Annotated in this window: 24 protein-coding genes; 10 read left to right on the top strand and 14 right to left on the bottom strand. The window is 66.7% G+C overall.

Features of this window, described 5'->3' with window-relative positions; translation table 11 throughout:
• Positions 1 to 17: 17 nt before the first annotated feature.
• Positions 18 to 704, top strand: coding sequence for a PhzF family phenazine biosynthesis protein (locus tag C6A82_RS11120; RefSeq protein ID WP_105344728.1), 687 nt, complete (start codon positions 18 to 20; stop codon positions 702 to 704).
• Positions 705 to 715: 11 nt separating this feature from the next.
• On the opposite strand, the gene nrdR is transcribed toward C6A82_RS11120, so the two are convergent.
• Positions 716 to 1,180 (bottom strand): transcriptional regulator NrdR, encoded by a 465-nt coding sequence (gene nrdR, locus C6A82_RS11115; protein WP_105344730.1) that lies wholly within the window; start codon positions 1,178 to 1,180, stop codon positions 716 to 718.
• Between the two features lie 160 nt (positions 1,181 to 1,340).
• Positions 1,341 to 1,811 carry a LysM peptidoglycan-binding domain-containing protein gene (locus C6A82_RS11110; protein ID WP_105344732.1) on the bottom strand — a complete coding sequence of 157 codons (471 nt, stop codon included), beginning with the start codon at positions 1,809 to 1,811 and terminating at the stop codon, positions 1,341 to 1,343.
• A 211-nt stretch (positions 1,812 to 2,022) separates the two neighbouring features.
• On the opposite strand from C6A82_RS11110, the gene lexA reads away from it, so the two are divergent.
• Positions 2,023 to 2,706 (top strand): transcriptional repressor LexA, encoded by a 684-nt coding sequence (lexA, locus tag C6A82_RS11105; RefSeq protein ID WP_105344733.1) that lies wholly within the window; start codon positions 2,023 to 2,025, stop codon positions 2,704 to 2,706.
• 8 nt (positions 2,707 to 2,714) lie between these two features.
• Here lexA and C6A82_RS11100 read toward each other — a convergent pair whose 3' ends face one another.
• Positions 2,715 to 4,679 (bottom strand): LGFP repeat-containing protein, encoded by a 1,965-nt coding sequence (locus tag C6A82_RS11100; protein ID WP_105344735.1) that lies wholly within the window; start codon positions 4,677 to 4,679, stop codon positions 2,715 to 2,717.
• 122 nt (positions 4,680 to 4,801) lie between these two features.
• The gene (locus C6A82_RS11095; RefSeq protein WP_105344736.1) at positions 4,802 to 5,962 is read right to left on the bottom strand and encodes an acyl-CoA dehydrogenase family protein; all 1,161 of its coding nucleotides are present in this window, start codon (positions 5,960 to 5,962) and stop codon (positions 4,802 to 4,804) included.
• 170 nt (positions 5,963 to 6,132) lie between these two features.
• On the opposite strand from C6A82_RS11095, the gene C6A82_RS11090 reads away from it, so the two are divergent.
• Positions 6,133 to 6,375, top strand: coding sequence for a CsbD family protein (locus C6A82_RS11090; protein ID WP_105344738.1), 243 nt, complete (start codon positions 6,133 to 6,135; stop codon positions 6,373 to 6,375).
• A gap of 81 nt (positions 6,376 to 6,456) precedes the next feature.
• On the opposite strand, the gene hflX is transcribed toward C6A82_RS11090, so the two are convergent.
• The 5 genes from hflX to C6A82_RS11065 are packed head-to-tail and all read right to left on the bottom strand — an operon-like array spanning position 6,457 to position 11,271.
• The gene (gene hflX / locus C6A82_RS11085; protein ID WP_105344739.1) at positions 6,457 to 7,872 is read right to left on the bottom strand and encodes a GTPase HflX; all 1,416 of its coding nucleotides are present in this window, start codon (positions 7,870 to 7,872) and stop codon (positions 6,457 to 6,459) included.
• Positions 7,873 to 7,918: 46 nt separating this feature from the next.
• Positions 7,919 to 8,791 carry a diaminopimelate epimerase gene (dapF, locus tag C6A82_RS11080; protein ID WP_105344749.1) on the bottom strand — a complete coding sequence of 291 codons (873 nt, stop codon included), beginning with the start codon at positions 8,789 to 8,791 and terminating at the stop codon, positions 7,919 to 7,921.
• 4 nt (positions 8,792 to 8,795) lie between these two features.
• Positions 8,796 to 9,701 (bottom strand): tRNA (adenosine(37)-N6)-dimethylallyltransferase MiaA, encoded by a 906-nt coding sequence (miaA, locus tag C6A82_RS11075; protein WP_105344741.1) that lies wholly within the window; start codon positions 9,699 to 9,701, stop codon positions 8,796 to 8,798.
• Entirely contained in the window at positions 9,698 to 10,375 is a 678-nt protein-coding gene (locus tag C6A82_RS11070; RefSeq protein ID WP_105344743.1) for a hypothetical protein, read from the bottom strand. Before C6A82_RS11070 ends, miaA begins: the two co-directional genes overlap by 4 nt.
• Positions 10,376 to 10,398: 23 nt before the next feature.
• Complete coding sequence (locus C6A82_RS11065) at positions 10,399 to 11,271, bottom strand: DMT family transporter (protein ID WP_105344744.1); 873 nt, start codon at positions 11,269 to 11,271, stop codon at positions 10,399 to 10,401.
• 158 nt (positions 11,272 to 11,429) lie between these two features.
• On the opposite strand from C6A82_RS11065, the gene C6A82_RS11060 reads away from it, so the two are divergent.
• Positions 11,430 to 12,839 carry a DUF349 domain-containing protein gene (locus C6A82_RS11060; protein WP_105344746.1) on the top strand — a complete coding sequence of 470 codons (1,410 nt, stop codon included), beginning with the start codon at positions 11,430 to 11,432 and terminating at the stop codon, positions 12,837 to 12,839.
• On the opposite strand, the gene C6A82_RS11055 is transcribed toward C6A82_RS11060, so the two are convergent.
• Complete coding sequence (locus C6A82_RS11055) at positions 12,836 to 13,447, bottom strand: hypothetical protein (RefSeq protein WP_105344747.1); 612 nt, start codon at positions 13,445 to 13,447, stop codon at positions 12,836 to 12,838. The genes C6A82_RS11060 and C6A82_RS11055 overlap by 4 nt on opposite strands.
• Positions 13,435 to 14,940, bottom strand: a complete 1,506-nt coding sequence (gene miaB / locus C6A82_RS11050; protein ID WP_396836792.1) for a tRNA (N6-isopentenyl adenosine(37)-C2)-methylthiotransferase MiaB — start codon at positions 14,938 to 14,940, stop codon at positions 13,435 to 13,437. Before miaB ends, C6A82_RS11055 begins: the two co-directional genes overlap by 13 nt.
• A 95-nt stretch (positions 14,941 to 15,035) precedes the next feature.
• Between miaB and C6A82_RS11045 the strand changes: the two genes are divergently transcribed.
• Genes C6A82_RS11045 through C6A82_RS11030 form a run of 4 tightly spaced genes read left to right on the top strand, consistent with a single transcriptional unit; the run spans position 15,036 to position 18,220 of the window.
• Positions 15,036 to 15,764: an amino acid ABC transporter ATP-binding protein gene (locus C6A82_RS11045; RefSeq protein ID WP_105344117.1), complete on the top strand. Its 729-nt coding sequence runs from the start codon at positions 15,036 to 15,038 to the stop codon at positions 15,762 to 15,764.
• Between the two features lie 35 nt (positions 15,765 to 15,799).
• Complete coding sequence (locus C6A82_RS11040; protein ID WP_105344115.1) at positions 15,800 to 16,615, top strand: glutamate ABC transporter substrate-binding protein; 816 nt, start codon at positions 15,800 to 15,802, stop codon at positions 16,613 to 16,615.
• 25 nt (positions 16,616 to 16,640) lie between these two features.
• The gene (locus C6A82_RS11035) at positions 16,641 to 17,330 is read left to right on the top strand and encodes an amino acid ABC transporter permease (protein ID WP_105344113.1); all 690 of its coding nucleotides are present in this window, start codon (positions 16,641 to 16,643) and stop codon (positions 17,328 to 17,330) included.
• Positions 17,327 to 18,220, top strand: a complete 894-nt coding sequence (locus C6A82_RS11030; protein WP_105344112.1) for an amino acid ABC transporter permease — start codon at positions 17,327 to 17,329, stop codon at positions 18,218 to 18,220. Before C6A82_RS11035 ends, C6A82_RS11030 begins: the two co-directional genes overlap by 4 nt.
• On the opposite strand, the gene C6A82_RS11025 is transcribed toward C6A82_RS11030, so the two are convergent.
• The 3 genes from C6A82_RS11025 to recA are packed head-to-tail and all read right to left on the bottom strand — an operon-like array spanning position 18,217 to position 20,608.
• Entirely contained in the window at positions 18,217 to 19,047 is an 831-nt protein-coding gene (locus C6A82_RS11025) for a TIGR03560 family F420-dependent LLM class oxidoreductase (protein ID WP_105344111.1), read from the bottom strand. The genes C6A82_RS11030 and C6A82_RS11025 overlap by 4 nt on opposite strands.
• 24 nt (positions 19,048 to 19,071) lie before the next feature.
• Positions 19,072 to 19,602 carry a recombination regulator RecX gene (recX, locus tag C6A82_RS11020; protein ID WP_105344110.1) on the bottom strand — a complete coding sequence of 177 codons (531 nt, stop codon included), beginning with the start codon at positions 19,600 to 19,602 and terminating at the stop codon, positions 19,072 to 19,074.
• On the bottom strand, positions 19,568 to 20,608 hold the full coding sequence (gene recA, locus C6A82_RS11015) for a recombinase RecA (protein ID WP_105344109.1): 1,041 nt from the start codon (positions 20,606 to 20,608) through the stop codon (positions 19,568 to 19,570). The genes recX and recA overlap by 35 nt, the downstream gene beginning before the upstream one ends.
• A gap of 206 nt (positions 20,609 to 20,814) precedes the next feature.
• Here recA and C6A82_RS11010 point away from each other — a divergent pair, with 206 nt between their 5' ends.
• Both C6A82_RS11010 and hypB read left to right on the top strand, forming a co-directional pair.
• On the top strand, positions 20,815 to 21,144 hold the full coding sequence (locus C6A82_RS11010) for a hydrogenase maturation nickel metallochaperone HypA (RefSeq protein ID WP_105344108.1): 330 nt from the start codon (positions 20,815 to 20,817) through the stop codon (positions 21,142 to 21,144).
• Positions 21,145 to 21,146: 2 nt separating this feature from the next.
• Complete coding sequence (gene hypB, locus C6A82_RS11005) at positions 21,147 to 21,986, top strand: hydrogenase nickel incorporation protein HypB (protein ID WP_105344107.1); 840 nt, start codon at positions 21,147 to 21,149, stop codon at positions 21,984 to 21,986.
• Positions 21,987 to 22,070: the final 84 nt, after the last annotated feature.

The following is a 22,070-nucleotide window of genomic DNA, read 5'->3' as shown; positions in this document are numbered from 1 at the left end:
GTCGTAGCATCGGGCACATGGCCATCGACGTGACAGTGCTGCGCGTCTTCACCGATGCGGAGGGGAAATTCGGCAACCCGCTCGGTGTCGTCGACGCGAGGACGGTGGCACCCGCTGAACGACAGCGGATCGCCACCGCACTCGGTTACAGCGAGACGATATTCGTCGACCTTCCAAGGGCCGGCGCGAAGACGGCACAAGCCAGGATCTTCACTCCCGCCACCGAATTGCCCTTCGCCGGCCACCCCACCGTCGGCGCGTCGTGGTGGCTGCGCGACATCGGCAGCCCGATCCGCACACTTCAGGTGCCGGCCGGCGTCGTTGCGGTGAGCTATGACGACGACATCGCCGCCGTCCGGGCGCGCGCCGGTTGGGCGCCGGAGTTCGCGATATACGAGCTCGACTCCACCGACGAGCTGTTCGCGGCGGAACCGGACGACTATCCCGACGATGTCGAGAACTACCTGTGGACGTGGACCGACAAAGACAACGGCGTCCTTCGCTCCCGGATGTTCGCGCCCGGTCTCGGCATACCCGAGGACGAGGCCACGGGCGCGGCGGCCGTTCGCATCACCGACCACCTGAGCCGCGACCTGACTATCGTCCAGGGCAAAGGCTCGGTCATCAAGACGCAGTGGAGTGCCGACGGATGGGTGTGGGTCGCGGGTCGGGTGGTGACCGACGGGGCGCGGCAGATCGACTGACGGCTGCGCGCTCAGCCCGACGTCGGAACCTCGCGATGAGCCCGCAACGCCTCGATCTCGCGTTCGAAATCGTCGGCAGACGAGAACGACCGGTACACGGAAGCGAATCTCAGGTAGGCGACCTCGTCGAGATCGCGGAGCGGGCCGAGGATGGCCAGCCCCACTTCGTGGCTCGCCACTTCCGGTGAGCCCGTGGCGCGAACGGCGTCTTCCACCTGCTGCGCCAAGAGCATCAGGGCGTCATCGTCGACATCGCGGCCCTGGCACGCCCGGCGCACGCCCTTGATGACCTTTTCGCGGCTGAACGGCTCGGTGACCCCGCTGCGCTTCACCACCGCGAGTACGGCGGTCTCCACCGTGGTGAACCGGCGTCCGCACTCAGGGCATGACCTGCGACGCCGGATCGCCTGGCCCTCGTCGGTTTCCCGCGAGTCGACGACCCGGGAATCGGGATGGCGGCAGAACGGACAGTGCATGACTGCTCCTTCGCCGCGCCGACAAACTTCCGAATCGAACGCCTCCGAGCGTACCTTTGCACCCTGCCGGGAAGCGAAAGTCCGCGGGAATGAGGCCTGTCGGGTCTGCGCCGGCATCATGGCCGTTGTGCGACAGCGCGATTCATCGCGCATGACACGCTCAGCCGACCGGGGCGATCAGGGTCTGCCCGGCGTCAAGCGACGCGGACTCGAGCTGGTTGAGTTCGCGGATGCGGTCCACGACATGGGCGACGGGCGCATCGGGGGCAACCCGGTGAGCGACATGCGCGAGCGTCTCCCCCGCCTGTACCTGGACTACAGAAAGCGTGTCCGGCACCGGCGACGACGAGCCGGCAGTGCCGACGACCCCGCCGAACTGCGCCACCACACCCAGCCACACCGTGATCAGCGCGGCCAGCAGAGCCAGACCGACCGTGGCGGCAGGGGTGATCGGGCGCCTGCGGTGGGAAGCCCGCGACATCACCACACCGGGACCGCGGTATCGCATCGGCGCAACGGCCGGCCGCCGCCTGCTCTGCGGGGTGCGGTATGGACGCCGCGCTGCAGGCGGGCGCTGAGGCCGCCGCACGACCGGTCCTGCCAGGACTTCTCGCGTGTCCAGAACTGTCATCTGCTTCGCCTTTCGCTTCGCTGGTTCGCTCCTATGTTCGAACCGTACTCGATCACCCGTTCGATTAATAGAACGTGTGATCGAACTGTTGCGAAACGATAGAGCAGCCCACCGACAATTCGCGGCGGTCGCGCTTCCCCCGCTCAAGGGAACGCGACACGCCTCGAACACATGTTTGATTATCGAACCGCGGGGGACTACATTCAGCGCCATGAGCGAGGACCGGACGGACACTCAGAAGAACGCCTCAGGCGGCGGCCTGACCGAGCGTCAGCGCACGATCCTGCAGGTCATCCGCGCCTCGGTGAGCAGCCGCGGATATCCGCCCAGCATCCGGGAAATCGGCGACGCAGTGGGCCTGACGTCCACCTCGTCGGTCGCCCATCAGCTTCGGACACTCGAGAAGAAGGGCTTCCTTCGCCGCGATCCGAACCGCCCGCGCGCTGTCGACGTCCGTGGCGCCGACGATATGGTGACGCCGATCGTGAACACTGATGTGGCGGGTTCCGACGCGCTGCCTGAGCCGACATTCGTCCCGGTGCTCGGCCGTATCGCGGCAGGCGGTCCGATCCTGGCCGAGGAGGCCGTGGAGGACGTCTTCCCGCTACCCCGCGAACTCGTGGGCGAGGGGTCGCTGTTCCTGCTCAAGGTGGTCGGCGACTCGATGGTCGACGCGGCCATCTGCGACGGCGACTGGGTGGTCGTGCGTCAGCAGAACGTCGCCGACAACGGCGATATCGTCGCGGCGATGATCGACGGTGAGGCCACGGTCAAGAGCTTCAAGCGCACCCGCGGTCAGGTGTGGCTGATGCCGCACAACCCGGCCTTTGATCCGATTCCGGGCAATGACGCAGCGGTTCTCGGCAAGGTCGTCACCGTGATACGCAAGATCTGAACCTGCACTCAGTCGGCCTTGACGAACCCGTTGGCGCGGGCGAACTCCTCGTTGATGAAGTAGACGTCGGCCGGAATGTGGTCGTAGAGGTCGCTCTCCGGCCCCCAATACATCCCAGATTTGGTGTCCGCCTTGATCGCATACCCGACAGGCGCCGTATACGGATCGTCGAGCGGTAGTCGGAATGCGGTCTGAGCTGCCGGCGGATCCGAGCTGTCGGGGTCGGGCGGTGGAGGCGGCGTAGCGGGCTCATCCATATCCGCAGGCGGCTCGTCGGGTTCCACCGACGAGTGCCTGCCAGCATTCGTATCCGCCTCCGCCGGGATTCGCGTCGGAGCAGTCACGGAATCGTCGGGTTCGGGTTCGAGTTCGGAGAACTCGTCGCCGTCATCGTCCGACTCGTCGAAGGCGGACTGCTCGAACGGGTCTCGAATGCCCTCGCCAAGTCCAGACGGCTCAGAGCCCGAAGGCCTCCCGTAATTCTCGGCCAGTCGCGCTCTGCCGTACTCGTCGGATCCTGCGAGTCGCACGGCCTCGGCTTCGGCCGTGGTGTCGTGGTTGCGGTCGACTTCGAATTCGGTTTCAAACTCGGAGTCGAACGGGTCCTTCCCGTCGTCGTCGCCGCCCCGCCGTTTGCGCAGCGTCGCAACCAGGATCAGGCCGATCACAAGCAGGAGTGGGATGCCCGCCAGCAGCCACCACCATGACGGGGTGAGCCAGTTGCGCTCATTGGAATTCGGCGCGGCGGCGTTCGAGGCGTCCGGCGGTTCGTAGCCCGGTACCGTCAGGCCGGCCAGGCCCGAGGCCAGGTTTGCCGGCTCAGTGCTGAACTTTTGGCTCTGCTTGTCCCAGGAGATCTCGCCGCCGGTGAACCGTTGGGCTACGACGTTGCCGTCGTCCGTCTGATCGGCCACCGGAGGCCCGAGCGGACCGATCGCGCCACCGAGTTTGTCCCAGGCCGCGTTCATCGCGCCCCGCACGATGAACGCCCCGTAGTCGGGCGTCCAGAAGATCAGCGGCTTGTCCTCGGCGGAGAATGTGATGACCCGACTGCCGGTCTTCAGACCGCCGTCGGCCTCGTTGCTCGTAGGAAGTCCCAGGTCGCTTTGCGGACCACCGACGGACTCGTATTTTTTCAGGACCTGGCCGCTGACGACATTGGCGCCGGTGGCCGGGCTGTAGAAGATCTTGCCGCCGGTGAAGTCCTGCCCCGCGCCGTCGGGCCCGATCGAGTACTGCTGCCCCTGCTTGGCGCCGAGCGGCCCAAGCGGCCCGCCGGCGGCCCGGCGCGCGGCGTTGATCGCCGAGGTGGCGTCGTCGGGCACGGTCAGCCCGGCCAGCTGCCCCGCGAGATCGGGCGGCACGGTCGTGAACTCCTTACTGGACCGGTTCCAGGTGAGTTCACCGCCGGTGAACTTCTGCGATACGAGGTCTCCTCTGAAGACCTCGTCCTCGGTCGGTACGCCCAGGATCCCCGCCGACCCGCCGAGTTTGTCCCAGGCGGCGTTGATCGCTCCCCTGACGACATGTGCGCCGGTGTCCGGCGTCCAGAAGATGACGGGCTTGTCGGCCGCGCTGAACGTGGTGTTGCGGCTGCCGGGAGCCTTGCCCGGGCCTTCGTCGATGGTGGGAAAACCCAGGTCTCCGTCTGCGGCGCCGCCGAGCGAGTCGTATTTCTGCAGGATCGCGCCCGTCATGGGATGGGCGCCGGTGTCGGGGGTGAACAGGATCTTGCCGCCCGCGAAGTTCTGTCCGAAGCCGCCGCCGACGGGATAGACGCCGCCGTCGCTGGGTCCCATCGGGCCCGCCACGCCTCCACTGGCGTCGTAGGCCTGGTTGATCACGTCCGCGGCATCGGATTCCGGGGTCGCCGCCGCCAACGGCGACAGCGGCAGGAGCGCCACAACCGCGGCCAGTACAGCAGCCGCTATGCGGCCGAAAACGGAGTTCAGCAGGGCACGCTCCCCACTCATCCACCCTCCCCGTGTTACGGCCAGGTCCCCCTGAAACTAGCGCGTTCACCTGCCGTGCGTCAGATAGACACGATAACGATAGGTTTCCGAGATTCTCGCCGAACCGCGATTGCGGGGTGGATCTACACGCCCAGCGAGCGTCCGATGATCTCTTTCATGATCTCGGTGGTGCCGCCGTAGATGGTCTGTACCCGCGCGTCCAGATAGGCCCGCGCAACGTTGTACTCCCTCATGTACCCGTAACCGCCGTGCAGCTGGAGACAGCGGTCGACGAGGTGCACCTGCTTCTCGGTGGAGTACCACTTCGCCATCGAAGCCTGCTCCGCGGACAGCCTGCCGTCCAGATGCAAGCGGATGAACTCGTCGACCATGATGCGCACAACCGTTGCATCCGTGGCTAATTCGGCCAACAGGAAGCGGCTGTTCTGCTGGCTGCCGATCGGCTTGCCGAAGGCCTTGCGCTCCTTGGTGTACTGCAGCGTCTCGGTCAGCACGGCCTCCATGGCAGCGGCCGCCATGACCGCGATGTTCAACCGTTCCTGCGGCAGGTTCTGCATCAGGTAGATGAAGCCCATGCCCTCTTCGCCGAGCAGGTTTTCGGCGGGCACCTTCACGTCGGTGAACGACAGCTCGGCGGTGTCCTGTCCGTCCAACCCGATCTTGTCCAGTTTCCGTCCGCGTTCGAAGCCCTCCATGTCCCGCTCGACGACCAGCAGGGAGAAGCCCTGCGCGCCCTTTTCGGGATCGGTCTGGGCCACCACGATCACCAGATCGGCGTTGATGCCGTTGGTGATGAACGTCTTGGAACCATTGAGCACATAGTGGTCACCTGTTTTGACCGCCTTGGCCTTGATGCCCTGCAGGTCACTGCCGGTGCCTGGTTCGGTCATGGCGATCGCGGTGATGATCTCGCCCGAACAGAACTTCGGCAGCCAGCGCTGCTTCTGCTCGTCGGTGGCCAGCTTGAGCAGGTACGGCGCGATGATGTCGTTGTGCAGGCCCCAGCCGATGCCGCTGTACCGGCCCGCCGTGGTCTCCTCGGTGATGATGCAGTTGTAGCGGAAGTCCGGATTGCCGCCGCCGCCGTACTCCTCTGGCACATCCATGCCGAGGAAGCCCTGCTTGCCGGCTTCCAACCAGACGTCGCGGTCGACGATCTTGTCCTTCTCCCACTGGTCGTGGAACGGCGCGACGTGCCGGTCCAGGAACGTCCGGTAGGACTCGCGGAACAGTTCGTGCTCGGGCTCGAAGAGAGTGCGTTCGTATTTGACGACGTTGCCCACGAAGGACCTCCAGAAGTGAACGGGCTTTGGGCACGACGATATACCACCCAACCGGATGGTTGAGGGCTGGCGCACGCCTGTGACCCGTACCACCGATGTGACGTGTGCGTTTAGCGAACCGCTGATCCGGGGAACGAAGGGAGCACCATCACCGTAGGAGGAAAAGCGTCATGGCGGACAACAACAGCGGTCCCGAAGAGGCCATCAAGGGCGTCGTCGAAGGCGCGAAGGGCAAGGCCAAGGAGGTCGCGGGTGCCGTGACCGGTCGCGACGACCTCTACAACGAGGGCAAGGCTCAGCAGGACAAAGGCGATGCGCAGCGCAACGCAGCCCAGAAGGAAGCCGAAGCGGAAAGCGCCCGCGGTGCCGCGAAGGTCGCCGAGGAGCGCCAGAAGGCCGAGCAAGAGGGCTGAGCGAAACCGGAGAAATGGGGCGCCGAGGGGTGCCCCATTTTTCGTCTGTGTGCAGCTACGTCGAGGGGCATTTCACCGCGTTCAGAACGTCGCGAACTCACTGAGGCTGGCCGCCAAAGAGATCGGCACTCTGGCCTTCATCCGCGTGCCTTCCGGGTTGTGCTCGGTGGCGTCCACCCGGCCGTCGGCGTGCACCCGTGCCACGAGATCTCCGCGGTCGTACGGGATGGTCACATCCACGACGGTGTCGGTCGGCGTCACAAGCTGCGCCATCTTCTGCTGAAGTTGATCGAGGCCGTCGCCGGTGTGCGCCGAGACGAAGACGGCGCCGGGCAGCGCGCGCCGCAACTGGGCGAGCGTGAGTCCGTCCGCTGCGTCGATCTTGTTGACCACCAACAGTTCTGGTGCGGGATGACTATCGCGATCGGCGATGACCTCACCGATCACCTTGCGGACCGCCTCGATCTGCGCCAGCGGGTTGACGTCCGAACCGTCGACCACGTGTACCAGCAGGTCGGCATCGACGACCTCCTCCAACGTGGAACGGAAGGCCTCCACCAGTTGGGTGGGCAGGTGGCGGACGAATCCGACGGTGTCGGTCAGGACGAACGGCCTGCCGTCGGTGAACTCGCCTCGGCGCGTGGTGGGTTCGAGCGTCGCGAACAATGCGTTCTCCACCAGCACACCCGCTCCTGTGAGCGCGTTGAGGAGGCTGGACTTGCCCGCGTTGGTGTATCCGACGATCGCGATCGACGCCACGTCGCTGCCGAGCCTGCGGCTGCGCTGGGTGTCGCGGATCTTCTTCATGTCCTTGATCTCGCGACGGAGTTTGGCCATGCGTTCGCGAATGCGGCGGCGGTCCGTCTCGATCTTGGTCTCACCGGGGCCGCGCGTGCCGACGCCGCCCCCGCTGCCGCCGCCTGCACCGCCGCCCTGCCGCGACATCGACTCACCCCAGCCGCGCAGCCGCGGCAGCATGTACTCCATCTGGGCGTATGCCACCTGCGCCTTGCCCTCCCGGCTGGTGGCGTGCTGGGCGAAGATGTCCAGGATCAGGGCGGTGCGGTCGACGACCTTCACCTTCACGGCCTTCTCCAACGCGTTGAGCTGGGCGGGGCTGAGTTCGCCGTCGCAGATGACGGTGTCGGCTCCGGTCGCCACGACGACGTCGCGAAGCTCCTGCGCCTTGCCCGAGCCGATGTAGGTGGACGGATCAGGCTTGTCACGTCGCTGGATCATGCCCTCGAGCACTTCGGAACCGGCCGTCTCGGCGAGCGCGGCCAACTCGGCGAGGCTGGCGTCGGCCTCGGCGGCGCTGCCCTCGGTCCACACACCGACCAACACGACGCGTTCGAGCCGCAGCTGGCGGTACTCGACCTCGGAGACATCGGTCAGTTCCGTCGACAAACCGGCCACGCGGCGCAACGCCGTGCGGTCTTCGAGGGCAAGCTCACCCGCGCTCGGGGTGCCGCTGAGGGGAAAGTCGGGAGAAGTCATAAGCAATCAGAAATGATTCACGCTGCGAAGATTTCGCGCATCCGAATTAACACTGCTGCGCACGCCACCATTCCTCAGCGATCTCACCGCCCGCGACAAGGACCGATGGGCCGCGCAGGAAGCTGCTGGCGTCGCTGATGGTGACGGTGACCTCCCCGCCGGGCACGCCCACCGCCAGCGTCCCGGTGCTCGCGCCGTCGTGCGCCAGCGCGGCGACGGCGGCGGCAACGGTGCCCGTCCCGCACGAACGGGTCTCGCCGACACCCCGCTCGTGTACCCGCATCGACACCGATCCATTCGACGGAGCCGTGAGCACCTCGACGTTGACGCCTTCCGGGAACTGCCTCGCATCGAATGCGACCGGCGCGGCCACATCGAGGGCGGCCAGCTCGGCGGCGGTCAGGCCGGGCACCACGCATGCCAGATGCGGGTTGCCGACGTCGACGGCCAGCCCGGCGAAAGTCCTGCCGCCGACCAGCGCCTCACCGGTGCCCAGCTGATTGGCCTTCCCCATCTCGACGGTGACGTCGGCGTTGGTGGCGTCGAACGTGTGCAGCACGACGGGCCGCGGACCGGCCAGCGAACCGACGACGAATTCGTCGCGGCTCTCCAGACCGCTGACCCGCAGGAAGTGCGCGAACACCCGAACGCCGTTGCCGCACATTTGGGCGATCGAGCCGTCGGCGTTGCGATAATCCATGTACCAGTCGCCGGCTGCGACGCCCTCGGGCAGCCGATCGAAAACGCCCGCGTCCGCAGCAGCGCCCGCGGTGGTGACCCGCAGCACGCCGTCGGCCCCGATCCCCCGCCTGCGGTCACACAGCGCGGCCACCGCCGCAGGCTCCAGCAGAAGCCGGCCGTCGGGGTCGGGCAGCAGCACGAAATCGTTCTGCGTGCCGTGCCCCTTGGCGAACATCACCTGATCAGGATACGTGGCGCCATATCCGAAGGGCGTCATCGACGTTGTCGCCCGCGGCCCCGTCGAGCCAGGTGATCCGGTGGTCGCGGCGAAACCACGACCGCTGCCGTCGCACATAGCGCCGCGTCCCGATGAATGTCGGCTCCCGCGCGGCCGCCCCGTCACCGCCGTTGTCCAGATCATCGATCACCTGCGCGTAGCCGAGCGCACGGGATGCGGTCACGCCCTCGCGCAGCCCACGGGTCAGCAGGGTGCGCACCTCCTCGACGAGGCCGTCTGCGAACATCGTGTCGGTGCGCAGCGCCAGGCGCTCGTCGAGAACAGCTGTGTCCCAATCCAATCCGACGATGGCGGTGTCCCAGCGCGGCGCGCCGATGGTCGGCGCCGATGCGGAGAACGGCTGACCGGTCAGCTCGACGACCTCGAGCGCCCGCACGATGCGGCGGCCGTCGGTGGGCAGGATCGACGACGCCGCCGCGGCGTCGATCCGCGCCAGTTCGGCGTGCAGGGCCGCGACGCCGACCTCGGTCAGTCGCTGCTCCCATTTCGCCCTGACGGCCGGGTCGGTTGCGGGAAACGCCCATTGGTCGAGTAGGGCTTGGATGTACATCATCGATCCGCCGACGATGGCCGGCACCGCTCCAGCGTCCGCGATGCGCTCGACGTCGGCGGCCGCGTCCTGCTGGTAGCGCGCCACGGTCGCGGTCTCGGTGACGTCCAGCACGTCGAGCTGATGGTGCGGGATACCGCGGCGTTCGGAGACCGCGAGCTTCGCGGTGCCGATGTCCATTCCGCGGTAGAGCTGCATGGCGTCGGCGTTAACGATCTGCCCGCCGAGCCGCTCGGCCACCGCCAGCGCGAGCGCCGATTTACCGGTGCCCGTCGGCCCGATGATCGCAAGCGGTCTCATGGATGCCAGACGCCGGCGAAATACCCGACGCCGTAGGGCGCGCCGCGGTAGAGCTCCTTGGCCGACCGTGGCGTCCCGAGTCCTGCCAGCACCTGGTAGGCGACCCTGCCGACGACGGCGCGGGGCAGCTGAGCCAGGGCGGCCGCGTCGCCGCCTGCCAGTGCGTCGTCGAGGGCGGCCTGCACGGGGATCGAGTCGGGGTCGTAACCGCCGGGGGCGGGCGGTGTGAGGGTGTGGACGCCGTCGGCGACGACGACGACACCGACCGCGTCGCCCGTGTCGTCGATCTTGGCGCGAAGTCGCCTGCCGCGGTCCAGCGCCGCTTCGTCATCGAGGTCGCCGTGCGACACCTGCACCTGAACGCTCGCCTGCGGGTCGACCTCGCCGCGCAGCCAACCCGCCACCAGCGCACACAGCGGCAGTTCGCCCGTGTCGGTCGCGTCGGGTGACAGGCCGACGGGCAGGTCTATGCCGTAGCCCGCGAAGGTGCCCGCCCGCTCGGCGCCGATGACCTCGTCACCGGGTCCGACACCGATGGCGATCCACCGCGGCGGCAGCGCGGCGGCGGCGGCGAACACGGCCTTGCGGAGGTCGACCAGTTCGGCGGCCGCCGCCGACGCGAGCTCGGGAACCATGACCGGAGCCGACGGCACGATCGCGATGGCGCTCAGCACGCAACCAAAATAACGGCCACAAGTCAGGCGGCTCGTATCGCAGCCGCGCCTGCGGCCTCACCGCGAGCCAGTGACGCCGTTGCGATCACCATGGCGGCCACCGCGACGACGAGGGTGAACCGCCCTGCGTCACCGGGCCGCAGCGCCTCGCCGAGTACGACCACGCCGAGCACCGAGCCCACCACCGGTTCGGCGACGGTCATGGTCGGCAGCGACGCCGTCAGGGAACCGGCCCTAAACGACGCCTGCTGATACGCGGTGCCCGCGATGGCGACCGCTGCCCACACGTACAGCTCGGGCAAGCGGATCAACGCCCACAAGCCGTCGTCGAGCCGGTCCACCACCCCTTTGGTCAACACCGCGAAGACGCCCCACAACGCGCCCGAGACGAACCCGAGCAGCACCGCGCTCATGGGTCCTTTGACGACGCTTGCGCCGAGCACGCAGAGGATCAGCGCGGTTGCCAGCACCACGACCACGGCCGTCCACGTCTTCCACGAGGCGTGCGAGTGCCCCTCCGTCGGATTGCCGACCGTCACGATCACCGCCACCGACGCCGCGAGCATCGCCGCCCACAGCCACTCCCACCGGGTCACCCGGCGGCGGCTGATCCGCGCGTTGATCGGCAGCGCGAACAGCAGGGACGTCACCAGAAGCGCCTGCACCAGAAGCACCGAGCCGAGGCCGAGCGCCGCCGCCTGCAGCGTGAAGCCCACGCCGGCGACCAGGCTGCCGAGCCACCACCGCCGGTCGCGCAGCAGCCGGCTGAACAGCTCGAGATGGCTGACGGGCTCGTCGGTGATTTCGTGCGCGGAGCGCTGGTGCATGACGTCGCTGATCGCGATGAAAAAGGCGGCGCCGAGGGCGAACAGGGCGGCGATATCCGCCTTGGCCATCGATCGCCTCCCATCGTCGTCGGTGACGAGCCTAGGCAAATAAGGGCATCGGCGTACGGGGGCCGGTCGACCTGTTTGAATAGCGGACGAAGTGATGGGCGCCGCGTCGCGCGGCAGGTGCGCGGAGATGCCCGCGCGGAGGGTACGAGGAACCGAGGATGACGACAAGCGAACCCGGCTGGGCCCCCACCCAAGGGAGTGGGGAAAACGATGGGGGCACCACCCTGCGGGAGGGTGTGGAAACCGCTTCGGAATCTGTGACGACCGCCCCCAAACCCGCGCCACGTCCAGGACCGCCGCGGCCGGGCCCGCGGCCCGGTCCCACCCCGGCCGCCGTGCATCCCGTACACGTTGCCCCGTCCAGCGATCCCCACCGGTTCGGTCGCGTCGACCCAGACGGCACCGTGTGGTTGATGAGCGGCTCAACCGAACGAAAGATCGGGTCCTGGCAGGCGGGTGACGCGGAGGCGGCGTTCGCCCATTTCGGACGGCGTTTCGATGACCTCGACACCGAGGTCACGTTGATGGAGAGCCGGCTGACGTCGGGCACGGGCGATGCCCGCAAGATCAAGGCGGCCGCGGCGACGCTCGCCGAAAGCCTGCCCACCGCATCGGTACTCGGCGACGTCGATGCGCTGGCGGCACGGCTGACGGCGATCATCGAGCACGCCGACGCCGCCGCAGCAGCCGACAAGGCCAAGCGCGACGAGCACCGCGCCGCCCAGGCCGCACGCAAGGAGGCTCTCGCCGCCGAGGCCGAGGAGCTGGCCACCAACTCCACTCAGTGGAAGGCCGCGGGCGACCGGTTGCGCGAAATCCTCGAGGAGTGGCGCACGATCAGCGGGCTGGACCGCAAGACCGATGACGCGCTGTGGAAGCGCTACTCCGCCGCACGCGAGACGTTCAATCGCAGGCGCGGGTCGCATTTCGCCGAGCTCGACCGCGAGCGCGCGGGTGCGCGCCAGGCCAAGGAGGCGCTTTGCGAACGGGCCGAGGCGCTGGCCGACTCGACTGACTGGGGCCCGACCGCGGCCGCGTTCCGCGACCTGCTGGCGGAATGGAAGGCGGCGGGCCGGGCGAGCAAAGATGTCGACGACGCGTTGTGGCAGCGGTTCAAAGCCGCCCAGGACACGTTCTTCACCGCCCGCAACGCCATCTCGGCCGAGCGCGACGCGGAGTTCCGTGCGAATGCGCAGGCAAAGGAGAAGTTGCTCGCAGAGGCCGAGAGAATCGACACCTCCGACCTGGACGCCGCACGCGCGGCGCTGCGCACCATCGGCGACAAGTGGGACAGGATCGGCAAGGTGCCGCGGGAACGCAGCGCCGATTTGGAGCGACGGTTACGCGCGATCGAGAAGAAGGTGCGCGACGCGCCGAGCCACGGCGTCGATCCCGAGGCGCAGGCCCGAGCCGACCAATTCCGCGAGCGCGCAGAACAATTCGAGCGGCAGGCGGAAAAAGCGGCCGCGGCTGGGCGCACCAAAGATGCCGAACAGGCACGTGCCAGCGCCGAGCAGTGGCGACAGTGGGCGGAGGCCGCTGTCGCGGCGCTCGGCAAGAAGGGCTAGGTCTTCTCGGGCCCTTCTTCGTCACGGTCGTCGTCGAGGCTTTCCAGCAGACCCTTTTTCTGGCGTTTCGCGACGGCCCTTCGGCGCTCTTCTTCGGCGGCAAGCTGCAACGCTGTGCGCACCCACACCGCCCTGGCCCAGTTGTAGGTCAGCACGATCACGGTGATCCACGCGATGATCAAACCGATCCCGGGCCCGGGGTGCGGTTCCGGAGCGGTCTGACGTGACCACACGGCCAGCAGACCCGCGAAGGACGCCACGGTCGACCCGGCCAACGCGATCCACGCCAGGGCCCACCGCCTCGTCAACAGGGCGAGCATCGAGAAACCGACGCTGAACACCAGCGTCAGCCAGATGAACACCCGCGACGGCAGCGAGATACCCGCGGCGATCGCGGCGTCGTTGCCCGCCAGTACATCCCAGCCTCTCGCAGCACCGGTGTGCGGAAGGATGAACGTCACAAGGAGAACGAAAACGGCGATGGCGATGGCCAGTGCCCTCGCACCGGGATCGATTTCCCCGGCGACGCGGCGTTCGGCCGCCTCGATGTCGCCCTTGAAGTCTTCGAAGTCGCCGTCTTCCGGACGGCCGCCGGTCATTGCGCACATCCCGATGCGCTCGGCACGTCAGCGGGTGCGCCGACGGCGGGCATGCCGAGGCCGATACCGGTCGGTCGTCGCCCGGCTTCGTGCGCGTCTCCGGCCCGGGTGCGGCGGTGTTGGCGCACCGGGCCGTCGGCGATGAGGTGGTGCGGCGCGGCGCCGGTGACGACGGTGGTGACGACGTCCCCCGGCCGGATGGCCGATTCCATCGGCGTGAAGTGCACAAGCCTTCCGTCGCGGGCGCGTCCCGACATCCGGGCGGTGCGACTGTCCTTGCGACCTTCTCCGACGGCCACCAGCAGTTCGACCGCGCGACCGATCGCAGCGGTGTTCTCCTCCAGCGAGATTCGTTCCTGCAGATCGATCAGACGCTGATAGCGCTCCTGCACGACCGCCTTCGGGACCTGCCCGTCGAGCTCGGCCGCCGGTGTGCCCGGTCGCTTCGAGTACTGGAAGGTGAACGCCGCGCTGAACCGCGCCGCGGCCACCACGTCGAGCGTGTCGGAGAAGTCCTGCTCGGTCTCGCCGGGGAAGCCGACGATCAGGTCGGTGGTGATGGCGGCGTGCGGGATGGCGCTGCGCACCTTCTCGAGGATGGCCAGGAACTTCTCGGAGCGATACGAGCGTCGCATGGCCCGCAGCACCCGGTCGGAACCCGACTGCAGCGGCATGTGAAGGGCCGGGCACACATTCGGCGTCTCCGCCATGGCTTCGATGACGTCGTCGGTGAACTCGGCCGGGTGCGGCGAGGTGAACCGCACCCGCTCCAGACCGTCGATCCGCCCGCATGCGCGCAGGAGCTGTGCGAACGCCCCGCGGTCGCGCGGCTGCTCGGGGTCGGCGAACGACACGCCGTAGGCGTTGACGTTCTGCCCGAGCAGCGTCACCTCGAGGACGCCCTGATCCACCAGCGCCTGCACTTCGGCCAGCACATCACCGGGCCTGCGGTCGACCTCTTTGCCGCGAAGCGCGGGCACGATGCAGAACGTGCAGGTGTTGTTGCAGCCGACCGAAATGGAAACCCAACCGGCATAGGCGGATTCCCTTGCAGCCGGAAGATCGGACGGGAATTCCTGTAGTGCCTCGACGATCTCGACCTGTGCCGCCCTGTTGTGCCGGGCCCGGTCCAGAAGTGTCGGCAGCGACCCGATGTTGTGCGTGCCGAAGACCACGTCGACCCACGGAGCCCGGCGCAGCACCGCGTCGCGGTCCTTCTGCGCCAGGCAGCCGCCGACGGCGATCTGCATGCCGGGGTCGGCCTCTTTACGCGGCACCAGGTGACTGAGGTTGCCGTACAGCTTGTTGTCGGCGTTCTCGCGCACGGCGCAGGTGTTGAACACCACCACATCGGCGTCGGCGCCGTCGGCCGCACGTCGGTAGCCCGCGGCCTCCAGCAGGCCGGCCAGCCGCTCGGAGTCGTGCACGTTCATCTGGCAGCCGTACGTGCGCACCTGGTAGGTGCGCACTGCCTGCGGCGCCGTGGATATCACCGAGCCCATGTTACGGGCGGCAATTCAACGTTAATCGAGCGGATTCACGAGTTGAGGACAAGCTGCGCGTTCCCTGGGTAAGGTCAGCACCCATGGGTACGCCGATGGTCTCGATCAAGGCCGTCAACAAGCACTTCGGCGACCTCCACGTTCTCAGAGACATCAACCTCGACGTCGATCGCGGCGAGGTCATAGTCGTACTCGGCCCGTCCGGTTCTGGCAAATCGACGTTGTGCCGCACCATCAATCGGCTCGAGACCATCGAATCCGGCACGATCGAAATCGACGGCGAAGTTCTGCCGGAGGAGGGACGCAAGCTCGCGCAGCTGCGTTCCGACGTCGGCATGGTGTTCCAGTCCTTCAATCTCTTCGCGCACAAGACAATTCTCGACAACGTCACGCTGGCGCCGAGAAAGGTCCGCAAGGCCTCCAAGGAGGACGCGCGCAAGAGGGCGATGGAGCTGCTGGAGCGGGTCGGCATTGCCAACCAGGCCGACAAGTACCCGGCTCAGCTATCCGGCGGGCAGCAGCAGCGGGTGGCGATCGCGCGGTCGCTGGCGATGGACCCCAAGGTGATGCTCTTCGATGAGCCGACCAGCGCTCTCGACCCGGAGATGATCAGCGAGGTGCTGTCGGTGATGAGCTCGCTGGCCAAGGACGGGATGACGATGATCGTGGTGACCCACGAGATGGGCTTCGCCCGCGGCGCCGCAAATCGGGTGGTGTTCATGGCCGACGGCGCGATCGTCGAGGCGGCCGAGCCCAAGGAGTTCTTCGAGAACCCCCGCTCCGACCGCGCCAAAGATTTCCTCGGAAAGATCCTCAAACACTGATGTCACCAACGCCCCGGCGAAAGGAACACACCACCATGCCGTCCTTCCCAATGCGCGCCCTAGGCGCCGTCGCACTGGCCGTCGCACTGCCGTTCGCGGTTTCGGCCTGCGGCGGTGGCGGTGGTGACGAGAACTCCATCGTGATCGGCACCAAGTTCGACCAGCCCGGCCTGGGCCAGAAGGACCCTGACGGCAAAATGAGCGGGTTCGACGTCGACGTCGCCACCTATGTCGCCAAGGAACTCGGCTACACCCCCGAACAGATCGAGTGGAAAGAATCGCCGTCCGGCCAGCGCGAGACACTGATCCAGAACGACCAGGTCAAGTTCATCGCCGCCACCTACTCGATCACCGATGCCCGCAAGGAGAAGGTGAACTTCGCCGGGCCGTACCTGGTCACCGGGCAGAGCCTGCTGGTCAAGGCCGACAACAAGGACATCACCGGCGCTGAGTCACTGCAGAACAACAAGAAGCTGTGCTCGGTCTCCGGTTCGACGCCCGCCCAGCGCATCAAGGACAAGTTTCCCGGTGTGCAGCTGCAGCAGTACGACACCTATTCGGCGTGCGTCGATGCGCTGAAGAACGGCGCTATCGATGCGGTCACCACCGACGAGGTCATCCTCGCGGGCTACGCCGCGCAGACTCCGGGCGCCTTCAAGATCGTCGGCAAGCCGTTCTCGGAGGAGAACTACGGCATCGGCCTGAAGAAGGACGACACCGAGATGTGCACCAAGATCACCGACGCGCTGAAGAAGATGGAGTCCGACGGCGCGTGGAAGGCCGCCTGGGACAAGAACCTCGGTCCCGCGGGTCTCGCCGCGCCTGCTCCGCCGACCCCGGCCGCCTGCTGACCGTCGCCCAGCTGACGAGCCGCCCGTGAACACCGAGGTCTTGCCCGGCTTCACCGTTGGCCAGATCCTCGAGGCGTTCTGGACCACGATTCAGCTGACGGTGTTCTCGGCGATCGGGGCGTTGATCCTCGGCACGGCGCTGGCCGCGATGCGGCTGGCGCCGGTTCCGATGCTCAACTGGATCGGCACAACGTACGTCAACGTGGTGCGCAACACTCCCCTGACGCTGATCATCCTATTCTGTTCGTTCGGCCTCGCGCAGACGCTGGGCATCACGTTCGTCGACTCCCAGTCGGCGACGTCGATCGAGGACAGCAACTTCCGGCTGGCCGTGCTCGGCTTCACCGTCTACACGGCGTCTTTCATCTGTGAGACAGTGCGTTCCGGCGTGAACACGATTCCGCTCGGTCAGGCCGAAGCGGCCCGGTCCCTCGGCCTGTCGTTCGGCCAGAACCTGCGCTTGGTGCTGCTGCCGCAGGCTTTCCGTGCCGTCATCGCACCGTTGGGCTCGGTGCTCATCGCGCTGACGAAGAACACCACGATCGCCTCCGCGATCGGCGTCGCTGAGGCAGCGCTGCTGATGAAGGAGATGATCGAGAACACCGCGGCGCTGATCACCGTCGGAGCGATCTTCGCAGGCGGATTCATCCTGCTGACGTTGCCGACCGGCCTGTTCTTCGGTTGGCTGGGCAAGCGTCTGGCGGTCGCCCAATGAACGCGGGGTCGTCGGTTCTCTTCGACGCGCCAGGGCCGCGGGCACGACTGCGCAACAACGTGATCTCCGCGGTCACCGTCGTCGTCACCCTGCTCGTGATCTGGGTGGTCTACTCACGGCTGCAGGCGAAGGGCCAGCTCACCGCCGAGAAGTGGGAACCGTTCCTCACCCCCAACCTGTGGAAGACCTACATCCTGCCCGGCGTGCAGGGCACGCTGACCGCCGCGGCGGTATCCATCGTGCTCGCGCTACTGCTGGGTTTCCTGCTCGGCGTTGGCCGACTGTCGACGCACAACGGGATTCGATGGTTCAGTTCGGTGATCGTGGAGTTCTTCCGCGCGGTGCCGGTGCTGATCATGATGATCTTCGCGTACTTCCTGTACGCGTCGTACGACGTGTTCCCTTCGAAGCATCTCGCGCTGGCGGGTGTCATCACGGGGCTGACGCTCTACAACGGGGCCGTCATCGCCGAAATCGTGCGGGCAGGAGTCAACGCGCTACCCCGAGGGCAGGCGGAGGCGGCGTCATCCCTGGGTCTCGGGTGGGGCCAGACCATGCGGGCGATCCTGTTGCCGCAGGCGATCACATCGATGCTGCCCGTTCTGGTTTCGCAGATGGTCGTGGTGCTGAAGGACACGGCGATCGGTTACCAGATCACCTTTCTGGAGATGGTGCGCCAAGGTACGCAGGTCGGTTCGTCCTACGGCAACTACATTCCGGCGCTGATCGTCATCGCCGTGCTGATGATCGCTCTGAACTTCGGGCTGTCCTATTTCGCGGTGTGGCTCGAGGGCCGGATGCGACGATCCCGTAAGGGCCCGGCGCCCATGCACGTCCAGGCGCCCGTCACGCAGGGCACGTTCGCCGCGGGTGGCGGAGGCACGATCTAGCGCGGAATGCGCTCGGCACAGTCCTCCAGTTGCCGGGTCGTCGGTGGCTGGTAGAACGACAGCACCGCGTGCTGGCAGCCGTGTGCCTCCAGTTCGGGCAACGTGGCCAGTTGTTCGTTCACATGCCCCTCCATGGCGGGTTGCACGAACAGCTGAACCGAGCGCCTGATCTCGGAGGGGTCGCGGCCTACTTTCACGCACGCCTCGTCGAGCGCGGAGCTCACCCTCGCCCACTCCGCGACGTCGCCATGGCTTGGCACGTTCCACTCGTCGGCGTGGCGGGCGATCACCGTGAGCATCTTCGGTTTCTCTCCCCCGACGAGGATGGGTGGCCGCGGCCGCTGAACAGGCTTGGGCTCGCACAGCGCATCGCGCATGGTGTAGAAGCGGCCTTCGAAGGTGACCGACTCCTCGGTCCACAGCCTCTTGATCAGCGTCAGCGCCTCGTCGAGCATTGCCACTCGCGTTCCCGCACTGGGAAATTCGATGCCGTAAGCGTGATGCTCGGCCTCATGCCAGCCGGCACCGAGCCCGAAATCGATTCGGCCGCCGCTGATGTGGTCGACCGTCACCGCCATCTTCGCGAGCACGGCCGGGTTGCGGTAGGTGACCCCGCTGACCATGCAATTGACCCGTGCCCGCCGCACCACGGTGGCCATCGCGGCGAGCGAGGTCCAGCCCTCCAGAGTCGGACCCGCGTTGTCGATCAGCCCGTAGAAGTGGTCGTAGTTGGCGACCGAATGGAAGCCGAGTTCGTCGGCGGTGCGCCAGAACTGCTCCATCACCGGGTAGCCGAACGTCGGAGCGAGTTTGGCCGAAATCAGCATGGCGGCCAACTTACCGTCGACGAGCTAGACCCTGCGACGCTCGTGCTCGTTGGCGAGCGCGACCTTGACCACGTCGAAGGCCATGGTCTGGCTGTATCCGCGCCTGGCGAGCATGCCCACCAGTCGGCGGGTTAGCTTGGCCTCGTCGTCGGTGTTGCGTTCGCGGCGCAGTTTGTCGTTGACGAGTTGCTCGGCCCGTTCGCGCTCGGCCCCGGTGTCGATATCGGCCAGTGCGGCGGTGATCACCTCGTTGTCGACGCCTTTGGTGCGGAGTTCGGCGGCCAACGCGCGCTTGCCTTTTCCGGCATTGACTCGACGCGAACGCACCCACTGCTCGGCGAAGTCGGCATCGTCGATCAGCCCGACGGCGGTCAACCGGTCGAGCACATGGGAACTGACGTCGTCGGGATAGCCCCGCTTGGCCAGCTGGCCCTCGAGCTCGGCGCGGGTACGTGCCCTCGCGGTGAGCAGGCGCAGGCAGAGCGCCCGAGCCTGCTCCTCGCGAGAAAGTTCGGCAGACTTAGAAGTCAACGGGGGCTGGCAGGACTTCGTCATTGGTGACCACGGCGCCGATGCCCAGCTTCTCCTTGATCTTCTTCTCGATCTCGGCGGCCGCGTCGGGGTTCTCGAGCAGGAAATTGCGGGCGTTCTCCTTGCCCTGGCCCAGTTGCTCACCTTCGTAGGTGAACCACGAGCCGGACTTGCGGACGAAGCCCTGCTCGACGCCCATGTCGATGAGCGAACCTTCCTTGCTGATGCCCTTGCCGTAGAGGATGTCGAACTCGGCCTGCTTGAACGGCGGCGACACCTTGTTCTTGACCACCTTCACGCGAGTGCGGTTGCCGACCGCATCGGTGCCGTCCTTCAGCGTTTCGATGCGCCTGACGTCCAGACGAACCGAGGCGTAGAACTTCAACGCCTTTCCGCCCGTTGTCGTCTCGGGCGAGCCGAACATCACACCGATCTTCTCGCGAAGCTGGTTGATGAAGATCGCCGTGGTGCCGGAATTGCTCAGCGCACCGGTCATCTTCCGCAGCGCCTGGCTCATCAGCCGGGCCTGCAGGCCGACGTGACTGTCGCCCATCTCCCCCTCGATCTCGGCACGCGGCACCAGCGCTGCCACCGAGTCGATGACCAGGATGTCCAGCGCACCGGACCGGATCAGCATGTCGGCGATCTCCAGCGCCTGCTCACCGGTGTCGGGCTGGGACACCAGCAGCGAGTCAGTGTCCACGCCGAGCTTGCTGGCGTACTCAGGGTCGAGTGCGTGCTCGGCGTCGATGAACGCCGCGATACCGCCGGCCGCCTGGGCATTGGCCACCGCGTGCAGCGCGACGGTGGTCTTACCCGAGGACTCAGGGCCGTAGATCTCGACGACCCGACCGCGCGGTAGCCCGCCGATGCCGAGCGCGACGTCCAGTGCGATCGAGCCGGTGGGAATGACGGAGATCGGCTGGCGCACTTCATCGCCGAGCCGCATCACCGAACCCTTGCCGAAGTTCTTGTCGATCTGCGCGAGCGCCAGCTCGAGGGCCTTCTCGCGATCGGGGGCCTGCGTCATGGGTTGGTCTCCATCTCTCTTGATGCTCCAGTGATCGGTTTTCGATCGGTTGGCCGTGACGTTAGAGGTAGGTGCCGACAAATCCGTCGCGTGCTGTCGCCCACAGTAGACGAACACCTGTTCGATTCAAGCTGACACGCCGATCGGCGACGCGTCGACGGGGATCGGCCTATCGTGGGATCACCAGCTCGGCAGAGCGGACAGACATGCACGAAATGGCGATCACGCAGAGTGTTGTCGACGCGGTGTGTGAGCATGCCGCGGGTCGTCGTGTGCACAGCGTCAGGCTCGAGATCGGCGAGCTGTGCGCCGTGGTGCCCGATTCGATGCAGTTCTGTTTCGAGCTGGCCACCCAGGGCACGGTGGCCGACGGAGCCCTGCTCGATCTCGATGTCCGGCCAGGCGCGGCCCGCTGCCGCACCTGCCGACAGGAGTTCGAGTTGCACGACCCGATCCTGCTGTGCCCGTGCGGCAGTGCCGATGTCGAGGTACTGGGCGGCCGCGACCTGCGAATCCTCTCGATGGAAGTGAGCTGACCATGTGCGCGACATGCGGCTGCGGCGGCGACAGCGCCGTCATCACCGTTGCAGGCCACGACCACCACCACGTCCATGACGACCACGTTCATGACGACCAGGTTCATGACGACCACCACCACGACGGCCACGTCCACACCGAGACCATCTCGCTGGAGCAGAAGGTCCTCGAGAAGAACGACCTACTCGCCGAGCAGAACCGGCGGTGGCTCGCCGAGCGCGGCGTGCTCGCGCTCAATGTCACCAGTTCCCCCGGTGCGGGCAAGACGACGCTTCTGGAGCGCACCATCCGCGAACTGTCGGCGGACCGGTCGATCGTCGTCATCGAGGGCGATCAGGAGACATTGCTCGACGCCGAGCGAATCCGCGCCGCGGGCGCCCGGGCCGTTCAGGTCAACACCGGCGCCGGCTGCCACCTCGACGCCGACATGGTGCACCGCGCGCTGCACGCGCTCGAACCCGAGGCGGGGGCGCTGCTGTTCATCGAGAACGTCGGCAATCTGGTGTGCCCGGCTATGTTCGACCTCGGCGAGGACAGCAAAGTCGTCGTCATCTCGGTGACCGAGGGCGCCGACAAACCGCTGAAGTATCCACACATGTTCGCCGCAGCGGGACTTGTCATCATCAACAAGATCGACCTGCTTCGCTATGTGGACTTCGATCTTGAAAAATGTTGCAGCTACGCACAATCGGTTAACCCGAACGTCAATATTCTGCCGTTGTCCGCGACAACAGGTGAAGGCGTTCAGGAATGGTACGACTGGATCGATTCGCAGGTAAGCGCTTCGGCAAACGCTAACTTGTCGCGACGATCCGTTGACAAGACAAACGCACCGGAGTAAACCCAGAACCAGCGTTCGTTTTTAGTACGCCGACGTCCAATGTGGCGATTGGGACCCCCAGCCCGGGTCCAGAAAGCTGTGACA

Origin of the sequence: Mycobacterium sp. ITM-2016-00318, from assembly GCF_002968285.2 — a bacterium.
In the GTDB taxonomy this organism is placed as follows: Bacteria; Actinomycetota; Actinomycetes; order Mycobacteriales; family Mycobacteriaceae; genus Mycobacterium.
This window is presented reverse-complemented; position numbering and strand designations above follow the sequence as displayed.